The following is a 20110-nucleotide window of genomic DNA, read 5'->3' on the forward strand; positions in this document are numbered from 1 at the left end:
CATTTCTAATTTTCAATAATAACCTTAATTTGAATTCGATGAATACAAAAAAATCTATTAGTGTTTTAAATACTTTTATCGGAATCAATAACAATCGGTTTGAAAGTTATATAAAAGCATCAAAGCAAACGAATGAATCCGACTTAATAATATTGTTTCTTGGGTTTCAAGAAAAAAGCCAAAGATGCACAGCTGAATTGGTTTCTGAAGTTCAAAAATTAGGAGGAAAACCATCAAAAAACTCCTCAGTCAAAATATATTTTTCCCGAATTTGGTTGCAAATCAATTTAAAATTCAAAATTAATGATCGGGAAGATCTACTAAATCGATGTGAATATGATGCTGATATTACCCTAAAAAAATACCTGGCCGTATTGCGTAATAACACAGCGCATTTATCTCCAAAACACCAAAATATATTACATGCACAACATCAATCCATAAAAAAAGAGCATGATACTTTAAAAGGTCTTGGCGATTTATTGGTAACCTGTAGAAGATTCAACTTAGATGCCTAAACAATACTCTTCATAAACTAGGGTACATTCTAAATCAACATTACAACTCCTTTTTAAACCATGAAAAGTCCTGTAAAGATTACAAAAGCTTCAAATACAAAATCCTATCTAAAAAATATTTTTGAAGATATCGGGAAAGCAACGCTATTTACAACGCGCTTTTTCAAAGAAGTTGCAAAAGGCCCTTTCGAATTCAAAGAATTTATTTGGCAATGTTACGCAATTGGTTATAAATCCTTACCAATAGTTAGTATTACTGGTTTTATAATGGGTTTGGTTCTTACCATACAATCTCGTCCTACAATGGCAAAATTTGGTGCAGAATCCTGGCTACCCAGCATGGTAGGACTTTCATTAATTCGTGAGATCGTTCCCGTAATTACAGCCTTAATTTGTGCAGGAAAAATAGCCTCAGGAATTGGAGCCGAATTAGGTTCGATGAAAGTTACCGAACAAATTGATGCCATGGAAGTTTCGGCAATAAATCCTTATAAATACTTAGTTGCAACCAGAATTATGGCCACCACAATTATGATTCCAATTTTAGTTATTTATGCTGATTTTATTGGAATTTATGGTGGATATATCGGATACAATATCCATGAAAACATGGGCTTTTACCGTTATTTCTCCAATGTTTTAGAACATCTTGAGTTTTTGGACATTTTACCTGCTGTCCTAAAAACTTTTTTCTTTGGTTTTGCAATTGGTTTGGTGGGCTGCTATAAAGGATTTAATGCGGAAAACGGGACCGAAAGTGTTGGAAAAGCGGCCAATACGGCTGTAGTTACTGCATCATTAACCATATTTATCATTGATATGATTGCCGTTCAAATAACTGATTTATTTTACTAAACATGATACAGCATAAACCAGTGAAGGAAAAAAAAACAAGCACACAATCTACAGAAATAATTCTAGAACTAAATAATGTTTGCAAATCATTTGGGGATAATGCAGTCCTGAAAGGCATTACTCTTTCTGTAAAAAAAGGAGAGAATTTAGTGATTTTAGGCAGGTCTGGATCTGGAAAATCAATCACTATAAAATGTTTGGTTGGTTTAATTCATGCTGATGAAGGTGAAATCAAAATTTTTGGAACCGAAATCACCAAACTTAATGAAACTGATCTAAATGATATAAGAGTTCGTATTGGTTTTCTTTTTCAAAATGGTGCCTTGTATGATTCGATGACTGTTAGACAAAATTTGGAATTTACCCTAAAACACCATTCTCCAAATGCATCATCGGAGGAAATCGAAAAAGCCATAATAGAAGCACTAGAAAGTGTTGGTCTAGAAGAAGCCATTGACAAAATGCCTTCTGAATTGTCTGGTGGAATGCGAAAAAGAATCGGACTTGCAAGAACCGTTATTATTAAACCCGAAATCATTTTGTATGATGAACCTACAACTGGATTAGACGCAATAACATCTAGAGAAATAAGTGAATTGATTTTGTTTGTTCAAAAAAAATACAAAACAACCTCTATTATTATAACTCATGATATGGCCTGTGCCAAAATAACAGCAAACCGAATTATGATTATAAAAGATGGTGTTATCTGTGCAGAAGGCAGTTATGCCGAATTAGAAAAAAGCAAGGATGAATGGGTTCGATCTTTTTTTATTTAATTAATAAAACACTCAAATTATGTATAAAGAATCAGGGTTCACATGGAAATTAGGAATGTTTGTAACTATAGGGTTGATTCTCTTTGTTGGAACCATATACTTTGTTGGAAAACAAAAAAATTTATTTGGATCTACTTTTACCCTACAATCACAATTTAAAACAGTAACTGGATTAAAAGTTGGAAATAATGTCCGCTTTTCTGGAATAAATGTCGGAACAGTAAGTGAAATTACCCTTATCACTGATTCAACTGTAGCCGTAAAATTAATAATTAAAGATGAAGTGCGACGCTTTATAAAAACAGATTCCAAAGCTAGCATCGGCTCTGATGGATTAATGGGTGATAAAGTACTTACTATCTCACCTGGGACAAAATCCAATAAAAGCGTAAAAGACAATGCAATTATAGCTTCAATCAAAGCAATCGAAATTGAAGACATCATGAAAGGTGTAAAAACCACAGTGGATAATGCTTCGATAATAACTGATCAACTTGCCGAATTCAGTTTTAAAATCAACAATGGAAAAGGAACTTTATCCAAATTGTTAATGGATGAAAATATGGGTAAAAAACTAAATGCAACAATGTCTAATCTAGAGACAGGAACGAAAGGTTTTAGTGAGAATATGGATGCCGCTAAACACAACTTTTTATTGAAAGGTTATTTTAACAAAAAGGAAAAAGCCGCAGCCAAAAAACAAGAAAAAATTCAAAAAGATAAAGACAAAGCTGCTGCAAAAAAAGAAAAAGAAATTCAGAAAGAATTGGATTTGAAAGACAAAAAGGAAAATCCGTGAATTATGATATTTTTTATAGTAATAGTATAACATCAAAATATGTTTTCAATATGATCTTTGTAAAATCAAAATTAAAAGAGGAAAAATAAATTTTCTCTTTGAAATGAAGATGTCAAAAAAAATGAAAACAATAAAACTAATTGCCCTAGCCCTATTCTTGTTTACGTCTACAGCAAACCATGCCCAAGTTTCTATTAATGTAAATTTTGGAACACCTCCACAATGGGGACCAACTGGTTATTCTGAAGTATCTTATTATTTTTTGCCAGATGTTCAATCCTATTATGATATACGTGCCCAACAATTTATCTTTTTGAATAACGGAGTTTGGATAAGATCTCATAATTTACCTAACCGTTATAGAAACTATGATTTATACAATGGATATAAAGTAGTGCTAAATGACTACCACGGTTCAAGACCTTATGGCCATTATCAAGAGCATAAAGTAAAATATTATAAAGGATATAATAATGGACATCAAGAGAACTATAGATCGGTTGCGAATTATAAAAAAAATGAAAATAGAAGCTACAATAACGGCAACCAAGGTAATAGAGATAATGATAATCATCATGATAAAGAAAACAATGGTCATAAAAACGGTAAACATTAATTCCTAATGTAATGGAGACTATAAATGAGTTGAATAATCAAATTATGAATACTACAATTGTAATACGAAAGGATTATCCTGAGTTATCTAAATACCTTCTTGAAATGCCAGAAACTATTCCAGATATTGAAAATCCGGAAATAAACAGAAAAGTGCTAAATGAATATCTAAATTCCTTAAAAGAAATAGTAGATAAATATGCACCAAATCATAAAATTGACTTTCCAAGTAATATAAAAAAAAGAAAATGAAAACAGTAAAAAATTTAGGTATTTGGATGGATCATTCCATTGCTCATATCATTGAATTTACAGATCAATGGAAAGAAGCGAAAACTATTGAATCCAATTTTACGCATCAAGATAAAGTAGAAAGCCTTGTAAAAAGTGAATCAATAATGCATAATAAAGAACAACAGTTCCAAGCAGGATTCTATAAAAAACTAGAAGATCTTATTTTAAATTATAATAATGTCTTACTTTTTGGTCCAACCAATGCAAAAAATGAACTGTTTAATAGTATCGAAAAAGATCATCGCTTTGCAAATATCAAAATAGAGATTAAAGAAGCCGACAAAATGAATATTAATCAGAAAATCGCATTGGTAACGGATTACTTTGATGGGGCAAAAAAATAAGTATTCTAATAAAAACTTAAATTTAAGACTACGGGAACGTTTGTCAAAAATTTGGTTCAAGCCCTGCTATTAAAATGGTGGGGCTTTTATATTATTTTTAAAAAATTAAATGTTATGAAATCGCCATCATTGAAGCTGTCGCAATTGAAAATCATCGAATACCAAAACAAAATAGTAACCGATGAGATAACCACCAATGAAGATCTAGCGAAATATTCCTATAAAAAAATATTATCTACATTATGAATAAAATATACAGCCATACTGAAAATCTTTTCGAAAAATTGGTCTCTTTAGCAACTACTATATTAGGAAATTCTATTTCATTTCTAATAGCTTTATGCCTAGTGTTGTTTTGGTGGATCAATAGTTTGTTTATTAACAACGACACTCATCTTATTATTGGTGACATCATTTTTGGGGTTACTTTCTTAAGTTTATTTATTATCCAGAAATCTTTCAATCGATTCTCCGCTTCTTTACACCTTAAAATAAACGAATTAGTTTCATCACATGAACCTGCCAGTAATGCAGTAATGAATGCAGAAATCAAGACAGAAAGAGAAATTACGGAATTATCAAAAGAGTATTCGGAACTAGCAGAGCAAATTAAAGATTTGAACGAAGAAATTAAAGAGGAATTTAATAGGGAATTGGATAAAACTCTAAATGAAGATGAAAATCAAATAAAAGAGTAATCAAAATGAAATAATAAGCAGACAAAAACTGTAAATGATATAACTCTTTGCGAGAATTTTATAAGCCTTTTTTGAACGTATAATCCCATCTTTGTATAGATGTGAAAATGCTTTCACACTTAATTATAACAAAATGAACACAACAGAACTAAACGGAAATTGGGACGAGCAAAAAGGTAAATTGAAACAAAAATTTGCTGCGTTGACAGATAATGATTTATTATTTGTTGAAGGAAAAAAAGACGAAATGATGGGTAAACTTCAAATCAAATTGGGAAAAACTAAAGAAGAACTTCACAAAATTATTCAAGCACTATAAATAGCTGCTGTAAAATGTATCCATTTAATCAGTATTTTTTAAATGGATACATTTTTATTCAAAAAAAATCAATTTCAAATATAATTACTATGAAAAAATCAATTTTTACCCTTGCAGTTGCCACTTTTGTTATTGGATCTTCCATTACTAGTTGCAAACCAAATACCGAAAAAGTTCAAGACGCACAAGAAAATGTTGACAGTGCAAAAGTTGCCGTAACAGTTGCCGAAAACGATTTGGATCAAGCAAAAAGAGTCGCTACCGCAGAAGAATGGCAAGCATTCAAAGATGAAACCAACGCGAAAATAAATGAAAACAATGCCAAAATTGATGAGTTAAAATTAAAACTTAATAAAACGGGTAAAAATATCGATAAAACATACCAAGTAAGTATCGATGCAATGGAACAAAAAAATAAGGATTTAAAAATAAAAATGGATTCTTATAAAAACGATGTCAACAGTGATTGGAAATCTTTTAAAAGAGAATTCAACCATGATATGGATGAATTAGGTCAAAGTTTAAAAGACTTTACAGTGAACAACAAAAATTAAATAAATACGTTATGTCGTTGTAATAGTGAATGATTGCAACACATTCTTAATTTTAAATAAAAATCAAAAAAAATGAGCAATCTTCTTTATACAATCGCAGTTATACTAGTTATTTTTTGGGCAATCGGGTTCTTTGCTTACAGTGCAGGATCCATTATTCACATATTACTTGTTATTGCTTTAATAGCAGTAATATTAAGAATAATTCAAGGTAGAAAAGTTTTATAATTATTAAAAAATAATCACATGAAAGCAAATAAAATCGCATTAGGAGTCTTGGGTGCAATTGCCACAGGAGCTGTATTGGGAATATTGTTTGCCCCTGCGAAAGGAGCAGACACCAGAAAAAAAATTCTTCGAAAAGGAAATAATTATGCCGATGATTTGAAGGATAAATTCGAAAATATATCAGGAACATTAAAAAGCAATTATGAAAAAATGTTCCATGAAGGAAAATCAAAATTAGATAATTTAAAAAACGAATTAAAAAACAGCAGTATTTAATTTTTATTTTAAAGTGTTAAAAGCCAAATTGTAAAAAACAGTTTGGCTTTTTTTATGGCATTAGATAAGTGAAAAAAAATCAATCATGAACGTAAATGCAAACTAAAAAGTAAAGCCAATTATAAGTCAATCCTTTTTTTGTAAAAAAAATGACTAATTTTACTTTCAAAATTGATTTATAATGAACCCAAACGAACAAATACTATTTAAATTCTATTCTGCTTTTGCAAATGGTGACGCCAGCACAATGGGTGAATGTTATCATGAAAAAATTCAATTTCAAGATCCCGCTTTTGGTATATTAAAAGGAGAAGATGCCCGCCAAATGTGGAAAATGTTAACCGAAAAAAGTAACGGAAACAGTACGATTGAGTTTTCAGACCTAAAAGCTGATGATTATTCAGGAACAGCCAAATGGATAGCAACTTATATTTTTAGCAAAACCAACAAAAAAGTAGTGAATGTAATTCATTCTGAGTTTAAATTTCAGTATGGTCTCATCATTAGGCATATCGATAACTTTGATATCTGGAAATGGTCCAAACAAGCATTAGGTTTCAAAGGTTTACTATTGGGATGGACGGGATTTATGCAAAAACAAATACAAAAACAAGCTTTGTTTGCATTAAAAAATTATAGAATTAAAAATTCCTAAAGATGATAGAAACTTTAATCACTTTGTTTAATAGAGATCTCAATAAACTAAAAATTGAGATTCAATCATACCAAAATGAAAGCAAAATTTGGTACACACAAAAAGAAATCTCTAATTCTGCAGGAAATTTATGTTTGCATATAATAGGAAATTTAAACACATATATAGGAGCCCAAATAGGAAAAACAAATTACATTAGAAATAGAGAACTTGAATTTTCGAATAAGAATGTGCCAAAATCAGTGTTATTAACGCAAATAGATGAAACAATTATAATGCTAAATCATTCTTTAAAAATGGTATCAAATGAAGATTTAATTAAAGAGCACCCTATTTTAATTTTTGAAAATAAAACATCAACAGAATTTCTATTAATTCACCTTACAACACATTTGGCATATCATCTAGGTCAAATTAATTTTCATAGAAGATTACTTGATAGTTAATACTTTTTTGGTTTATTGTAATTTTTTAGGCTATAATCACTCCATTTAATTGCATAATAATCAAATATAAATTTGAAAAATAAGCCAATACAGAATCTTTTTATTTCATATTATTTAATTTTTTTTGTTCAAAAAAGTAAAATTTCAGCGTAAAATAGAAGAAAATAAATATTTTAACAAGAAATAACTCATTAAAAAATTTTACTATAAATTTTATCTATAACGTAATAGCTTCTTGGAATCGTCATCAAAATAAAGAAATATCAAAAAAATGATCTACATATTTTTGAATACTTTAATTATTACTTAAAAATGAAACTTAGCGTTTTTATAAACCCAAAAATCCGTAATTTTACTAGTATAAATAAGCTTTTAAAAGCTAAACGTTAACTAAATAATTTTTTTAAAATGAAAAGTACGACTGAAACATTATATTTTAAGACTGGAAATTGGAATAATGCTATTGATGTTTATGACTTTGTATTGAAAAATGTCACTCCTTATGAAGGAGATGATTCTTTTTTGGCAGGGCCATCAAAAAAAACAACTGTCTTATGGGATATTTGTAAAGAAAATTTACTTAAAGAGCGCCAAAAAAACGGATGCTTAGATATTGACACCAATATTATTTCAAATATAACATCTTTTGGACCTGGATATATTAGCAAAGAAAACGAAATCATTGTTGGATTACAAACCGATATGCTTTTAAAAAGAGCAATGAAACCGTTTGGAGGTATAAAATTAGTAGAATCAGCTGTTGCTGAAAGAGGTTTGAAAGTTTCTGATGAGGTAGTCAAAATTTTCAATTATGCTAAAGACCACAATCAAGCTGTTTTTAGTGCTTATGATAGCGAAATCAGAGCTTATCGTTCAAAACATTTATTAACTGGGTTACCAGATAATTATGCTAGAGGTAGAATTATTGGTGATTTTAGAAGACTGGCACTTTATGGAGCCGATCGATTAATTGAAGCCAAAAAAGAAGATTTTAGTGCTGTAGTTGGAGAAATGTCCGATCACAAAGTACGATTGAGAGAAGAAATATTCGATCAAATAAAAGCATTGCAGGATATGAAAATCATGTCTAATTCGTATGGAATTGACATTTCGAATCCAGCATTGAATGCACAACAAGCTGTACAATTTACCTATTTAGCTTATTTAAGCGCAGTAAAAGAACAGGATGGTGCAGCAATGTCTCTTGGAAATGTATCTTCTTTCTTAGATGTATATATCGAAAATGATTTGCAATCAGGAGTTATTACTGAGGAAGAAGCTCAAGAATATATCGATCAATTTGTTATGAAACTTCGTTTGGTACGTCATTTGCGTCCAGGTGCTTATGATACTATTTTTGGTGGAGATCCAACATGGGTTACTGAAGCAATTGGTGGACAATTTAATGATGGAAGAACAAAAGTGACCAAAACCTCATTTAGATTCTTACAAACATTATATAATCTAGGACCATCACCTGAACCTAATTTGACTATTTTATGGTCTCAAAATTTGCCAAAAGGATTTAAAGATTTTTGTGCAAAAGTTTCAATTGATACTTCATCTCTACAATATGAGAATGATGATTTGATGCGTACCAATAGAGGATCTGATGATTATGGTATTGCATGTTGTGTATCTTACCAAAAAATTGGTAAAACAATTCAACATTTTGGAGCACGTGCCAATTTGCCAAAAGCTTTACTTATGGCCTTGAACGGTGGTAGAGAAGAGGACAAAGGTACAATCGTTATTAAAAACATTCCTCAAATGGAAGACGGTGTGCTTGATTATGATAAAGTGATGAACATGTTCAAGGTAACTCTTGCAGAAGTAGCTAGAGTATATGCAAAATCGATGTACATTATTCACTATATGCATGATAAATATTATTATGAGAGAGCTCAAATGGCTATGATTGATACCGATCCTAATATTGATATCGCTTATGGAGCTGCTGGAATTTCTATTATCGCCGATTCACTTTCTGCTATCAAATATGCAAAAGTTACTCCAGTTAGAAATGATATTGGCTTAACTGTAGATTTTAATATAGAAGGTGAGTTTCCTCAATTTGGAAATGACGATGATAGAGTTGATGGTTTAGCTAAAGAAATTACTAGCATCTTTATTGATGAATTAAGAAAACATACTGCTTACAAAAACGCTACCCCTACTCTTTCATTATTGACTATTACTTCAAATGTAATGTACGGTTCGAATACCGGTTCTACTCCAGATGGACGTAAAGGCGGAGAAGCTTTTGCACCAGGAGCCAATCCAATGCACGGTAGAGACGTAAATGGAGCAATTGCTTCTTTGAACTCTGTAAGCAAATTAAATTACGAAGATGCACAAGATGGAATCTCTTATACTTTTACAATGGTACCAAAATCTTTGGGATCTGATAAAGAAGAGCAAGTTTCTAATCTAACGACAATTTTAGATAGTTATTTTGGAAGAAATGCCCATCACTTAAATGTAAATGTCTTGGATAAAGAAACGTTAATGGATGCTTACGAACATCCCGAAAAATATCCTCAATTGACTATTCGAGTTTCAGGATATGCCGTAAACTTTGTTCGATTATCAAAAGCGCATCAACTTGAAGTGATTACTAGAACATTTCATGAAAATTTGTAAATAATCTACAACACTAAATTATAATAAAACCACAATAAACTGTCTAAAGTAAAATTTATTTTTCATTTTAGACAGTTTTAATTTTTGAAATAATGTATTTTCCAAAGCAAAAATCTAAAGAAGAATCAATTGATATACTTCATTCTGACTCTATACGAATTCATTCTATTGAAACACTAGGCACACATGATGGCCCTGGAATACGAATGGTGGTATTTGTTCAAGGATGCCAGTTTAGATGTTTGTATTGTCAAAATCCAGATACTTTAGATATTCATGGAGGTACTTTTATCCCCATTGAAGATATAGTTGGGAAAGCTTTGCATCAAAAATCCTATTTTGGAAAAAAGGGAGGTGTTACTGTTTCTGGTGGCGAGCCTTTATTACAACGTGATAAACTGATTCAACTTTTTGATCAACTCCATGAAAATGGAATTAAAACCTGTTTGGATTCTAATGGTAGAGTTTTGGATGAAAAAACAAAGATTCTATTAAATAAAACCGACTTATTACTTTTGGATGTTAAGCATATCAACAACGATTGGCACAAAAAACTAACCGGTTTAAAAAATAAAACAACCCTTGCTGTTGCAGAATATAGAGAAAGCACTGGAAAACCAATGTGGTTGCGATACGTACTTGTGCCAGGTTGGACAGATCAAGAAGAATATTTACACGAATGGGGCCAATATTTCACCAATTATACAACAGTTGAAAGAGTAGAAATCATTCCTTTTCATCAATTAGGAAAACACAAATGGGAAATATTAGGTTTTGAATATCAATTAGAAAACACCCTTGCTCCAACAATTGAAGAAAAAAATAAAGCATTTGAGATTTTTAAACTTTACTTCAAGAATGTAAAACTCAAATAATGCTTTAATAAATGTATTTCTAAGTAATTAAAGTATGTAAGAATATTTTAATTGTTTTAAAATAGCTGTTGAATCCATTTATTCTTTATAAAAAGGATTTTTTAAAAATAACAAAGAAATGAGAAAACTATACATTTTAATTCTTTTGGTGACAATGGTGTCCAATAAAGGATTTTCACAAACACAAAAAATAGAAAACAACAATTCAGTTCCTACAGAAAAAGAATGGGATTATAATTTTTACGGTTATATTAGAACTGATTATATTTTTGACACTAGAAAATCATTTCAAGTGAGGGAAGATAATTTAAATTATTATCCGCTAGATAAAGTTTTAGACATCAATGGAGATGATTTAAACGCAACGGGTTCTTATAATTTTTTATCAATTGATTCTAGATTTGGTTTAAAAATAAAAGGTCCTGAAATTTGGGGAGCAAAAATTTCAGGAAATTTAGAAGGCGATTTTTTTGGTAATACAGAAGCCTCAATTGGTTTAGTACGATTGAGACATGCTTTTGTAAACATGGATTGGAAAGAAACTTCATTGACAGTCGGGCAAACATGGTATCCAGCATTTATTCCTGAACTATTTCCTGGTGTCGCTAATTTTAATACTGGAATAATGTTTAATCCATTTGGTTGGGCGACACAAATAAAAGTAAAGCAAAACTTTACAAAGGAATTATCATTTGCATTAACATTGTATAAAGAACGAGAATTTGCCACTGGAACAGCTATTGGCGGCACACAAAATTCTGCTTCTATCAATTCACCTATTCCTTCTATTCACGGACAATTTCAATTTAAAAATGCAAATTGGCTGGCTGGTTTTGGTGCAGAATTTAAATCACTGCAGCCATTAACTGAATATTCTCCAACTGCTACAACCAAAGCAAAAACTACTGAAAAAGTAACCAGTACCTCTTTTATTGGTTTTTTAAAATATTCTGACGACCTATTTTCAGTAAAAGCGTATGGTATAACAGGAGGAAATACAATTAATTTTTTAATGTTAGGTGGGTTCATAGGCTATACAAATCCGTTGCAACCTGAAAAATACAAAGCCACTAAAACCAGTTCTTTTTGGATTGATATTGCCAGTAATGGTAAAAAAATAGCGCCTGGAATTTTCGTAGGATATACTAAAAATAATGGAAACTCAAAAGACGGCCTTGCTCCTGGGGAAATTGTAAAATACTACATTAGAGGAATATCTGGGACAAGGGTAGTTGATGATGTTTGGAGAACATCTGGTAGGATTGAGTTTAAACACAAAAAATTTAAAGTTACTCCAGAATTAGAATATACCGCTGCAACTTGGGGAGATTTAGATCTTAATTCTAACGGAAAGGCAGATTTAAATAAAGTTGATGTTGGTAATTTACGTGGATTAATTTCATGTAGTTTAACTTTTTAAATAATAAAAAAAACACTAGAGAATTGATAAAAAAATGAAATATAAATGAAATAATATCGATTTAGCATTACTAGAAGTTAAACCAAAATAAATCTATTTTCAATATATATAATCAAAAATAAAAATTATGTCGAGTAATAAATATTTAATTGTACTAGCAGGTATGATTATGCAACTTTCAATTGGATCCATTTATGCATACAGTAAATGGATTGAACCTTTATCGAAAGAATTGAACTGGGAGGCTCATGATACTAAAACTGCTTTTAGTTTAGCCATTTGCTTTCTTGGTTTAACAGCTGCTTTCGCAGGAAAATTTGCTCAAAAAATTGGACCAACAAAAGCGGGATTAATTGCAGCTCTTTTTGTAACAATAGGATTATTGGGAAGTGCTTTGGCAGTCAAAATAAATTCTATTCATTTGTTTTACTTAACATTTGGTGTATTACAAGGTGTTGGTTTAGGATTTGGGTATGTTGTTCCAGTTTATACCGTTGTAAAATGGTTTCCTGATAGACCAGGTTTAGCTTCTGGAATAATAATTATGTCTTTTGCTCTTGGATCTTTGTTGGCTTCTTTTTTAATTGGACCGCTCTATGCCTCTTTAGGATTGTCAGGCGCATTTACAACTTTAGCAATAGGCTATGGAATATGTATGTTATTAAGTGCCTTGTATTTAGCAAATCCTATAAATTTAAAAACATCACTTCATACACATGTCGATTTAACTGCGAAACAAATAGTAACAGACAAACGTTTTATTGCACTTTGGTTATTATTATTTTTGAATGTTTGTGGCGGAATAGCTATAATTTCAAAAGCAGCTATTTTGGGAGAAGAAGTTGTCGGAATGACAGCAACACAGGCTACTATGTTTGTTGCAATTATTGGTTTGTTTAACGGTTTAGGTCGTCTGTTTTGGTCAAGTATTTCAGATAAAATAGGTTGTTGGGCGACATTTATGATTTTTATTAGTATAAATGTTATTTGTTTTGCTTTAATACCAAGTTTTTCTACAAATCAAACTTCATTTCAAACCCTAACTTACATCATTATTGCAGGTTACGGAGCTGGTTTTGCAACAATGCCATCATTTGTAAAAGATATTTTTGGCCCTGAAAAATATGGTCAAGTACTCGGATATGTTTTAACCGCTTGGTCTGCAGCAGCATTTGTAGGACCGATACTGCTTGGATTGACCTCACAAATCACAATATTTTATTTATTTGCTGGATTATTAGTACTAGCGTTGCTTGTCGGAATATGGTTGAAAGGATTACTCAAAGCTTCTGCTCTAGAATTGAAATCATAAGATATTCCTAGAATATATAAAAAAAAGCCAACTTAATTATTTTAGATTAAGTTGGCTTTTTTTTCTTTTTATCAAGAAAACATATTATACTTTTCCATAATACATGGCTTTAACAATACCATCAGAAAGTCCAATTTTTGGAACAAAAATTTGCCTTGCACCACTCCATTTCATTGCGTTTAAATAAATTCGAGTCGCTGGTACAATAACGTCTGCACGATCGGGATTTAATCCTAACTGAGAAATTCTTTGCTCATAAGTAAGTGAACTCAAATACGCATATTGTGCATTCATATAAATATAGGACAAAGGCTTTTCTTGTACTTTTCCAGACATTTTAAATAATTTATTGATATTTCCTCCAGAACCAATCAAAGTTACTTCTTCAAAGTCGGCAGTATTAATTTTTATCCATTTCTCAATTTCATCCCAAACTACATCACATACCATTTCATTTAGTAATCGAACTGTACCCGCTTTGAAAGATCTTGAATTGACCATTCTACCATTTGAAAACAACGTAAATTCGGTACTTCCACCACCTACATCTACAAAAAGATACGTTTCATCCGTTTTTAATAAATGATGTAAATCTGTAGAAGCTATTATTGCTGCTTCTTTTTTGCCATCAATAATTTCTATTTTTATATCAGCTTTCTTTTTAATTAAGGCAACTACTTCTTTTGCATTATAAGCTTCTCGCATTGCTGAAGTTGCAAATGCCATGTAACGCTCTACTTTATGTACTTTCATTAATAAATTAAAAGCTTTCATTGCATCAACCATTCTTTCGATATTCTCTGAAGAAATTTCTCCTACCGTAAAAGCATCTTGTCCCAAACGTATAGGAACCCTAACTAAAGAGCTTTTATTGAATTGAGTTTCTTTACCATCTTCTTCTACTATATTGGTAATTAATAAACGCATGGCATTCGATCCAATATCAATAGCAGCATATTTTTTAATTTTAATCATTTTCTTTAGTATGCAATTTTTCTATTAGTACTTTTAATTTTCATTTAATTCTTCTACAAATTCAACTTTTCTTTGATAATATTTGTAGGTTTCTAATTGAGCTCTAAAAACAGGATCATCATTTCGTATTCTATATTTATTATCTAATTTATAAGAATGGTATCTTGCTTTAACATTTCCTTTCCAACCAATGTCAAAATTCTCTATCAATTCCTGTTTTATTTCTTCATTATATATAGGACATGTAACCTCTACTCTAGCGTCTATATTTCTTGTCATCAAATCTGCTGAAGAAATATATACTTCTGTAATTCCAGCATTTCCAAAAATATAAATCCTTGAATGTTCCAAATAATTATCTACAATACTTATTGCTTCAATATTTTCACTTAATCCCTTGACACCTGGAATTAAGGAACAGATACCTCTTACTTCTAATTGAATTTTTACACCTGCATTACTGGCTTCATATAATTTATCTATCATGGCCAAATCAGACAAACTATTCATTTTCAACTTCATATATGTTCTTTTTCCTGCAATGGCATGTGCAATTTCTCTATCAATCAATTTCACAAAACGATGCCTTGTGTATTGTGGTGAAACAATTAAGTGTTTGTATCGTTGTGCTTTATAATTAATATCAAAAAATTCAAAAATTTTAGTTATATCTTTTAGAATTTGAGAATGACAAGTAAATAGTGTTACATCTGTATAAATTTTTGCAGTAGATTCGTTAAAATTTCCTGTCGAAATAAAACCATAACGTTTTATTTTATTTTTCTCCATTCTTTCAATTACACATACTTTGCTATGAACTTTCAAACCTTTGATCCCAAAAACCAGCTGAATTCCTTCTGTTTGCATTTGTTCTGAATAGGATATATTTGAGGCCTCATCAAACCTGGCTTGCAATTCTATTTGAACGATAACTTTTTTTCCGTTTTTTGCGGCATTAATCAAGGAACTAATAATCTGAGAATTTTTGGCTAATCTATATAAGGTTATTTTTATAGAGGTTACTTTTGGATCTAATGCTGCTTCTCGAAGAAACTTTATTAAATAAGCAAACGACTGATATGGTGCATGCAACAAATAATCCTTTTCGGCAATTTTTTCGAGTATGCTTCCTTCTAGACTTAGACCAGGAATTGGAAGTGGATCATTTTTTTTATAAAGTAAATCAAATCTTCCTAAATTAGGAAAATCCATATAATCTCGCCTATTGTGATAACGCCCGCCAGGTATAATACTATCTGTTGAATCTATGTTCATTTTATCCAGAAAAAAACTGAGTGTATCCCTATCAATTTCTTGATCATAAATAAAACGGACAGGCTCTCCTATTCTTCTATCTTTTACACTGGAAGATATTTTTTCGAGCATACTCTTACTTAAATCACTATCAATGTCTAATGAAGCATCTCTGGTAATTTTGATCATGTGAGCAGAAACACTTTCATAATTGAAAATATTAAAAATACTACTCAAATGTATTCGTATTACATCATCAATAAGAATTACATATTGCTTATTATTAGATTCAGGCAATACCACAAAACGATTCAGCATTTTTGGCATTTCAATAATTGCATAACGTACTTCCTGATCTTTTTTCATTACCATTTTAACGGCTAAATAACCTAGTGAATCCTTCAATACTGGAAATTCTGCTAAGTCATTTAGTATAATAGTAACTAGTTCAGGACTTAATTTTTGAATAAAAAAATCTTTTAGAAATATTTCTTGGTCTTTATTTATACCATTTTCATTTACTATAAAAATATTTTCTGATTCTAATTGTAGCTCAATAATATTTAAAATTCGTAAACTTTCTGATTGTTGTTGAATTACTATCTCGGTTATATCCTTAATCAATTGTTGAGCAGTAACACCTCCAAAATATTTTTCACCAGAAATACCACTTAAACTTAATCGTCGTATAGCAGCAAATCGTACTCTAAAAAATTCATCCAAATTATTGGAAAAAATTCCTAAAAATCGTAGCCTATCTAATAATGGAACACTATCATCTGCAGCCTCTTGCAATACCCTAGCATTAAAAGCCAACCAGCTTTTTTCTCTATCAATATATTTTTGTTCTAACACTTTTTTGCTTATTTTAAATCTCTGGGGAATAGTATTTTTTTTGTCTTTCCTTTACTAATTGATTCCCAGCTTTCATTATCAAATTCAATATGAACAAATCCAGCTGTAGGAACATTATCTATGTAAACGTCTCCAAATTTATTAACAAAATTTGTAATAGCCTCGTTATGTCCGAATATAATTATGTTATCAAATCCATTACTGTATGTTTTAATAATTTTTTCTAATTTTCTTTCATCAAAAGTATAAAGTTCATCTTTATAAAGTATACTCTCCAAAGGAAAATTGAAATTCTGCGCAAATATAATTGCTGTTTCTATTGCTCTTTCAGCAGTACTACTCCAAATACTATATATTTTAGGTAAATATTCAATACAATTTGAAGAAATAAGATGTGCACTTTGCATTCCTTGAGATGTTAAGGGTCTATCTTTATCATGTAAAGGTGCTTCCCAACTTGATTTTGCATGCCGAATTAAAATTAGATTTTTCATACTTCTCAATTATTTTTTATTAAACTACTTCTCTAACAAATAGATAGAATAGAATTCAGAAAATTAATGACTTGGAAATGAGCGATAATTCAAACTATAAAATTTGAATTCTAAATCATAAGGGAGCTACAATTTACAAAAAAAAATACAGTAATTGCATTAATTTTTGAATCATAAAAAATATTAACTCAAAGTCTATTTTATTCTTTACTTTTTTAATTTGAAAAAAAGAATAATTAAACTTTATAAAATATAAAAAAAGCTGCCAAATATCGACAGCTTTCTTACAAACATATAAACAAACAATAACTTACATTTTAACAAAAATATTAGTATAATACTTTCTACCATTTATTGGGTTCTCTTTTATAGCTATACCAAAATGTGTAAAATCACCTTCAATGTTTTCTCTATGATGTGGGCTTTTCATCCAAGCATCAAAAGCTCCTAGTGCGCTATTATAATTGTAAGCAATATTTTCACTTACTTTAATTGCTCCTAATGCTTTGATGATATTATTGGATCTTTCAACAAATGCATCATGATTAACTACATTATTTTCTATCATATAAATATCATGTTCTTCAGATTTATAGGAAACATGGTTAATTTTCTCTAAAGCATTTAGACCTATACTTAATCTATAGTTATTAATTATAGTCATTGTTTCTAGTTCAATTGGACTATACTCATAAACCGTTACAATTGGCAATCTCTCTTCTATTTCATTTGAATTATCTTCGGGAGAGCAAGAAAATGTTGTTGCTACCAATGTAAAAATACCTAACAAACGGAGTGCTTTACTTAACATGATACATTAGTTTTAAGTTTAAAGAAGATTGTGGGGCAATATCCTTAACTGATAAATTTAACAGTCAATCAAATTTACATTAAATCCGTTTAAGTGCAAAATATAATCGATGTAATGCATCTTTTTTAATATTAAATAAGAATAATTCTTATATTTAATTTTTTATTATTGTATTAATGAAGATCATATCAATTTAATAATTGAGTAGTATTACGATTCGTTATATTTAAAATTAAATAATGAAACTCGTTGGGTGTAATTCATAAAACTTTTATAAAATGCATAGAAACATAGACTTTATTTTAAAAATGAATATCAAAAAGAAATATATTTCTTTCACATAGAGCACTATGTGTGTTTAAAATAAGTGAAACGCCTCTTTTTTGAGCTTAGAAAATCTATGTTTATACGTGTTTAAAATAATTACATCCTACGGGTCAAAGAATTAAAAAAGTATAAAGTTTTAATAAAAATTATACTATTTATACAAAATAATTGAGGAGAATTTCACTTTAACTTTTCCATTTAACCATTTAAAAAAATGGTTAAATTTTAAAAAATAAAATAAGTAATCATTAGACATTGACTACAAAAGCCAAAATATATAGTAAGTACACTATTATTTATTAAGATTAAACTTTTGATTTTCAACAGTTCAAGCTTTTTTTTGTTTAACGAATTATATAGTTCAAAAAAACCTTTTAAAAACATCTTTATCACGTAAAGTCTAAGATTTATTACATAATAGAATATAAATAGCTCTTTTTTTTTGGGGAATTGTTTTAAAAAACTAAAAATTTATAAAATACAGTAATTTAATATTGTAATTTAATTCAAAATCCGACTACTTAAATAAAAATATAGCATTAAACAAAATAAAAATATTTCTAAAATTCTTAATAATTATATTCCCTTTTTAACTTTTCAACGAGTATTTAGGTTATTTAAAGACATTGATAATATAAATTGAACATTCTTTATAAATTTGAAAAAGAAATTAGATTGTGTTTTGAGTTTTACCCCCAATCGAAATAAGAGCATCTATTTCTATATAAAAACCTACTACAACAAAATCAGCTTAACACCTGATTTTCAAACTTTTTGATTTAAACCCCCATTTTCAAATCAAAATTTATTATAAAAACTGATAACAAATTCAAATTTATTCTTCAATTGATATTGAAGATAAAATGAAATTAAAATTTTGATTTATTCCCCAATTGAATCAAAATAAAACAACCTACTTTATAGTGATCTAATCCTCAAAATAAGTTTTAAAGGATAAAATTTAAAATTTTGAAATATCCCAAATTAGTTCAATATTTTAAAGTGAAAAACCTACTTATCATACCAATTTATTAATCATGAATTTTGAAAAACATATTTAAAATTAGATTTAAAATGATCTAAATTAAATATTTATTCAAAGTTGATTACCCAAAAATAATTCTATTTTGTAAAACTATAATATATGAAAACTAAATCTACTCCCTTTAAAATCATCTCTCTTTTCGCGCAAAATATTTCGAGATATAACTTAAAATTTAATGAAAAATTTGAAAGTATTTTTAATTTCAAATTTTATAAATTTTTCTTGCTTACAAGTTTAATCTTACTGATTTCAATAAATATGAATGCTCAAAATGTTGTAGAATTGAACAAACATTTCTATCAGTCAAGACCTTCAATAAACCTCTCATTATCTGAAGATAATAAACATTTGAAGAGTTTAATTTATGAATTAAATTCTTCTGTGATTATTAAAAAAGGAATACTCAATACCTTTTCCAATGCCCCGTTTTTAACTGTTGATATAGAGGCAAATTCAATCAGTAAACTAAATGAATTGAATCCACTATTTAGAGAAGTTGAATTAATTATTATTCGTATAAATAATCCTGAAGATTTATCAATTATAGTAGACACAGCAAATCTTACTCAATTCCCTAAACTTAGGTATATCTATTTCTTATGTTCTTTTAATTGTACCTCAGGGCAAATAAACAACCTAATTAAGTCGGAAAATTCACAAATTAAATATCTCTACTTAATTTCTATACCTTCTTAACAATTACTAGATTAAACTTCAAA

24 protein-coding genes are annotated in these 20110 nt (G+C 29.4%); 20 read left to right on the forward strand and 4 right to left on the reverse strand.

Annotated elements, in window-relative coordinates; translation table 11 throughout:
• Positions 1-38: 38 nt before the first annotated feature.
• The 19 genes from OYT91_RS05205 to OYT91_RS05295 all read left to right on the forward strand — a co-directional run bounded on the left by OYT91_RS05205 (position 39) and on the right by OYT91_RS05295 (position 13630).
• On the forward strand, positions 39-518 hold the full coding sequence (locus OYT91_RS05205) for a PA2169 family four-helix-bundle protein (RefSeq protein WP_281239790.1): 480 nt from the start codon (positions 39-41) through the stop codon (positions 516-518).
• A 60-nt stretch (positions 519-578) separates the two neighbouring features.
• Positions 579-1373 (forward strand): MlaE family ABC transporter permease, encoded by a 795-nt coding sequence (locus OYT91_RS05210; RefSeq protein ID WP_281239791.1) that lies wholly within the window; start codon positions 579-581, stop codon positions 1371-1373.
• Between the two features lie 2 nt (positions 1374-1375).
• Positions 1376-2152 carry an ABC transporter ATP-binding protein gene (locus OYT91_RS05215; RefSeq protein WP_281239792.1) on the forward strand — a complete coding sequence of 259 codons (777 nt, stop codon included), beginning with the start codon at positions 1376-1378 and terminating at the stop codon, positions 2150-2152.
• Between the two features lie 19 nt (positions 2153-2171).
• Positions 2172-2951 carry an MlaD family protein gene (locus OYT91_RS05220; protein WP_269222740.1) on the forward strand — a complete coding sequence of 260 codons (780 nt, stop codon included), beginning with the start codon at positions 2172-2174 and terminating at the stop codon, positions 2949-2951.
• A 121-nt stretch (positions 2952-3072) separates the two neighbouring features.
• Positions 3073-3567 (forward strand): hypothetical protein, encoded by a 495-nt coding sequence (locus tag OYT91_RS05225; protein ID WP_269222739.1) that lies wholly within the window; start codon positions 3073-3075, stop codon positions 3565-3567.
• An 11-nt stretch (positions 3568-3578) separates the two neighbouring features.
• Positions 3579-3818: a hypothetical protein gene (locus tag OYT91_RS05230; protein WP_281239793.1), complete on the forward strand. Its 240-nt coding sequence runs from the start codon at positions 3579-3581 to the stop codon at positions 3816-3818.
• Positions 3815-4204: a hypothetical protein gene (locus OYT91_RS05235; protein ID WP_269222737.1), complete on the forward strand. Its 390-nt coding sequence runs from the start codon at positions 3815-3817 to the stop codon at positions 4202-4204. Before OYT91_RS05230 ends, OYT91_RS05235 begins: the two co-directional genes overlap by 4 nt.
• 114 nt (positions 4205-4318) lie before the next feature.
• A complete protein-coding gene (locus tag OYT91_RS05240; RefSeq protein WP_281239794.1) occupies positions 4319-4450 on the forward strand; it encodes a hypothetical protein in 132 nt (43 codons plus the stop codon).
• On the forward strand, positions 4447-4902 hold the full coding sequence (locus OYT91_RS05245) for a low affinity iron permease family protein (RefSeq protein WP_281239795.1): 456 nt from the start codon (positions 4447-4449) through the stop codon (positions 4900-4902). The genes OYT91_RS05240 and OYT91_RS05245 overlap by 4 nt, the downstream gene beginning before the upstream one ends.
• 133 nt (positions 4903-5035) lie before the next feature.
• The gene (locus OYT91_RS05250) at positions 5036-5221 is read left to right on the forward strand and encodes a CsbD family protein (protein ID WP_269222735.1); all 186 of its coding nucleotides are present in this window, start codon (positions 5036-5038) and stop codon (positions 5219-5221) included.
• A gap of 89 nt (positions 5222-5310) precedes the next feature.
• Positions 5311-5775: a sll1863 family stress response protein gene (locus OYT91_RS05255; RefSeq protein WP_281239796.1), complete on the forward strand. Its 465-nt coding sequence runs from the start codon at positions 5311-5313 to the stop codon at positions 5773-5775.
• A 72-nt stretch (positions 5776-5847) separates the two neighbouring features.
• A complete protein-coding gene (locus OYT91_RS05260) occupies positions 5848-6003 on the forward strand; it encodes a lmo0937 family membrane protein (RefSeq protein ID WP_269222733.1) in 156 nt (51 codons plus the stop codon).
• 18 nt (positions 6004-6021) lie between these two features.
• Positions 6022-6279, forward strand: a complete 258-nt coding sequence (locus OYT91_RS05265) for a YtxH domain-containing protein (protein ID WP_281239797.1) — start codon at positions 6022-6024, stop codon at positions 6277-6279.
• A 181-nt stretch (positions 6280-6460) separates the two neighbouring features.
• The gene (locus OYT91_RS05270; protein ID WP_281239798.1) at positions 6461-6934 is read left to right on the forward strand and encodes a nuclear transport factor 2 family protein; all 474 of its coding nucleotides are present in this window, start codon (positions 6461-6463) and stop codon (positions 6932-6934) included.
• A gap of 2 nt (positions 6935-6936) precedes the next feature.
• Positions 6937-7380 carry a DUF1572 family protein gene (locus tag OYT91_RS05275; RefSeq protein WP_281239799.1) on the forward strand — a complete coding sequence of 148 codons (444 nt, stop codon included), beginning with the start codon at positions 6937-6939 and terminating at the stop codon, positions 7378-7380.
• 408 nt (positions 7381-7788) lie between these two features.
• Complete coding sequence (pflB, locus tag OYT91_RS05280; protein ID WP_281239800.1) at positions 7789-10023, forward strand: formate C-acetyltransferase; 2235 nt, start codon at positions 7789-7791, stop codon at positions 10021-10023.
• Between the two features lie 92 nt (positions 10024-10115).
• The gene (pflA, locus tag OYT91_RS05285) at positions 10116-10898 is read left to right on the forward strand and encodes a pyruvate formate-lyase-activating protein (protein WP_269222728.1); all 783 of its coding nucleotides are present in this window, start codon (positions 10116-10118) and stop codon (positions 10896-10898) included.
• Between the two features lie 118 nt (positions 10899-11016).
• Positions 11017-12318 (forward strand): DcaP family trimeric outer membrane transporter, encoded by a 1302-nt coding sequence (locus tag OYT91_RS05290; protein WP_269222727.1) that lies wholly within the window; start codon positions 11017-11019, stop codon positions 12316-12318.
• Between the two features lie 127 nt (positions 12319-12445).
• Positions 12446-13630 carry an OFA family MFS transporter gene (locus OYT91_RS05295; RefSeq protein ID WP_281239801.1) on the forward strand — a complete coding sequence of 395 codons (1185 nt, stop codon included), beginning with the start codon at positions 12446-12448 and terminating at the stop codon, positions 13628-13630.
• Positions 13631-13714: 84 nt separating this feature from the next.
• Here OYT91_RS05295 and OYT91_RS05300 read toward each other — a convergent pair whose 3' ends face one another.
• From OYT91_RS05300 to OYT91_RS05315, 4 genes are all read right to left on the reverse strand, one after another.
• Positions 13715-14605, reverse strand: coding sequence for a Ppx/GppA phosphatase family protein (locus tag OYT91_RS05300; protein WP_269222724.1), 891 nt, complete (start codon positions 14603-14605; stop codon positions 13715-13717).
• Between the two features lie 33 nt (positions 14606-14638).
• Positions 14639-16714, reverse strand: coding sequence for a polyphosphate kinase 1 (gene ppk1, locus OYT91_RS05305; RefSeq protein WP_281239802.1), 2076 nt, complete (start codon positions 16712-16714; stop codon positions 14639-14641).
• 8 nt (positions 16715-16722) lie between these two features.
• Positions 16723-17208, reverse strand: a complete 486-nt coding sequence (locus OYT91_RS05310; RefSeq protein ID WP_269222722.1) for a SixA phosphatase family protein — start codon at positions 17206-17208, stop codon at positions 16723-16725.
• A 310-nt stretch (positions 17209-17518) separates the two neighbouring features.
• The gene (locus OYT91_RS05315) at positions 17519-18019 is read right to left on the reverse strand and encodes a CAP domain-containing protein (RefSeq protein WP_281239803.1); all 501 of its coding nucleotides are present in this window, start codon (positions 18017-18019) and stop codon (positions 17519-17521) included.
• 1471 nt (positions 18020-19490) lie between these two features.
• Here OYT91_RS05315 and OYT91_RS05320 point away from each other — a divergent pair.
• The gene (locus tag OYT91_RS05320; RefSeq protein ID WP_281239804.1) at positions 19491-20087 is read left to right on the forward strand and encodes a hypothetical protein; all 597 of its coding nucleotides are present in this window, start codon (positions 19491-19493) and stop codon (positions 20085-20087) included.
• Positions 20088-20110 lie beyond the last annotated feature (23 nt).

This window comes from Flavobacterium praedii (genome assembly GCF_026810365.1).
GTDB lineage: Bacteria > Bacteroidota > Bacteroidia > Flavobacteriales > Flavobacteriaceae > Flavobacterium > Flavobacterium praedii.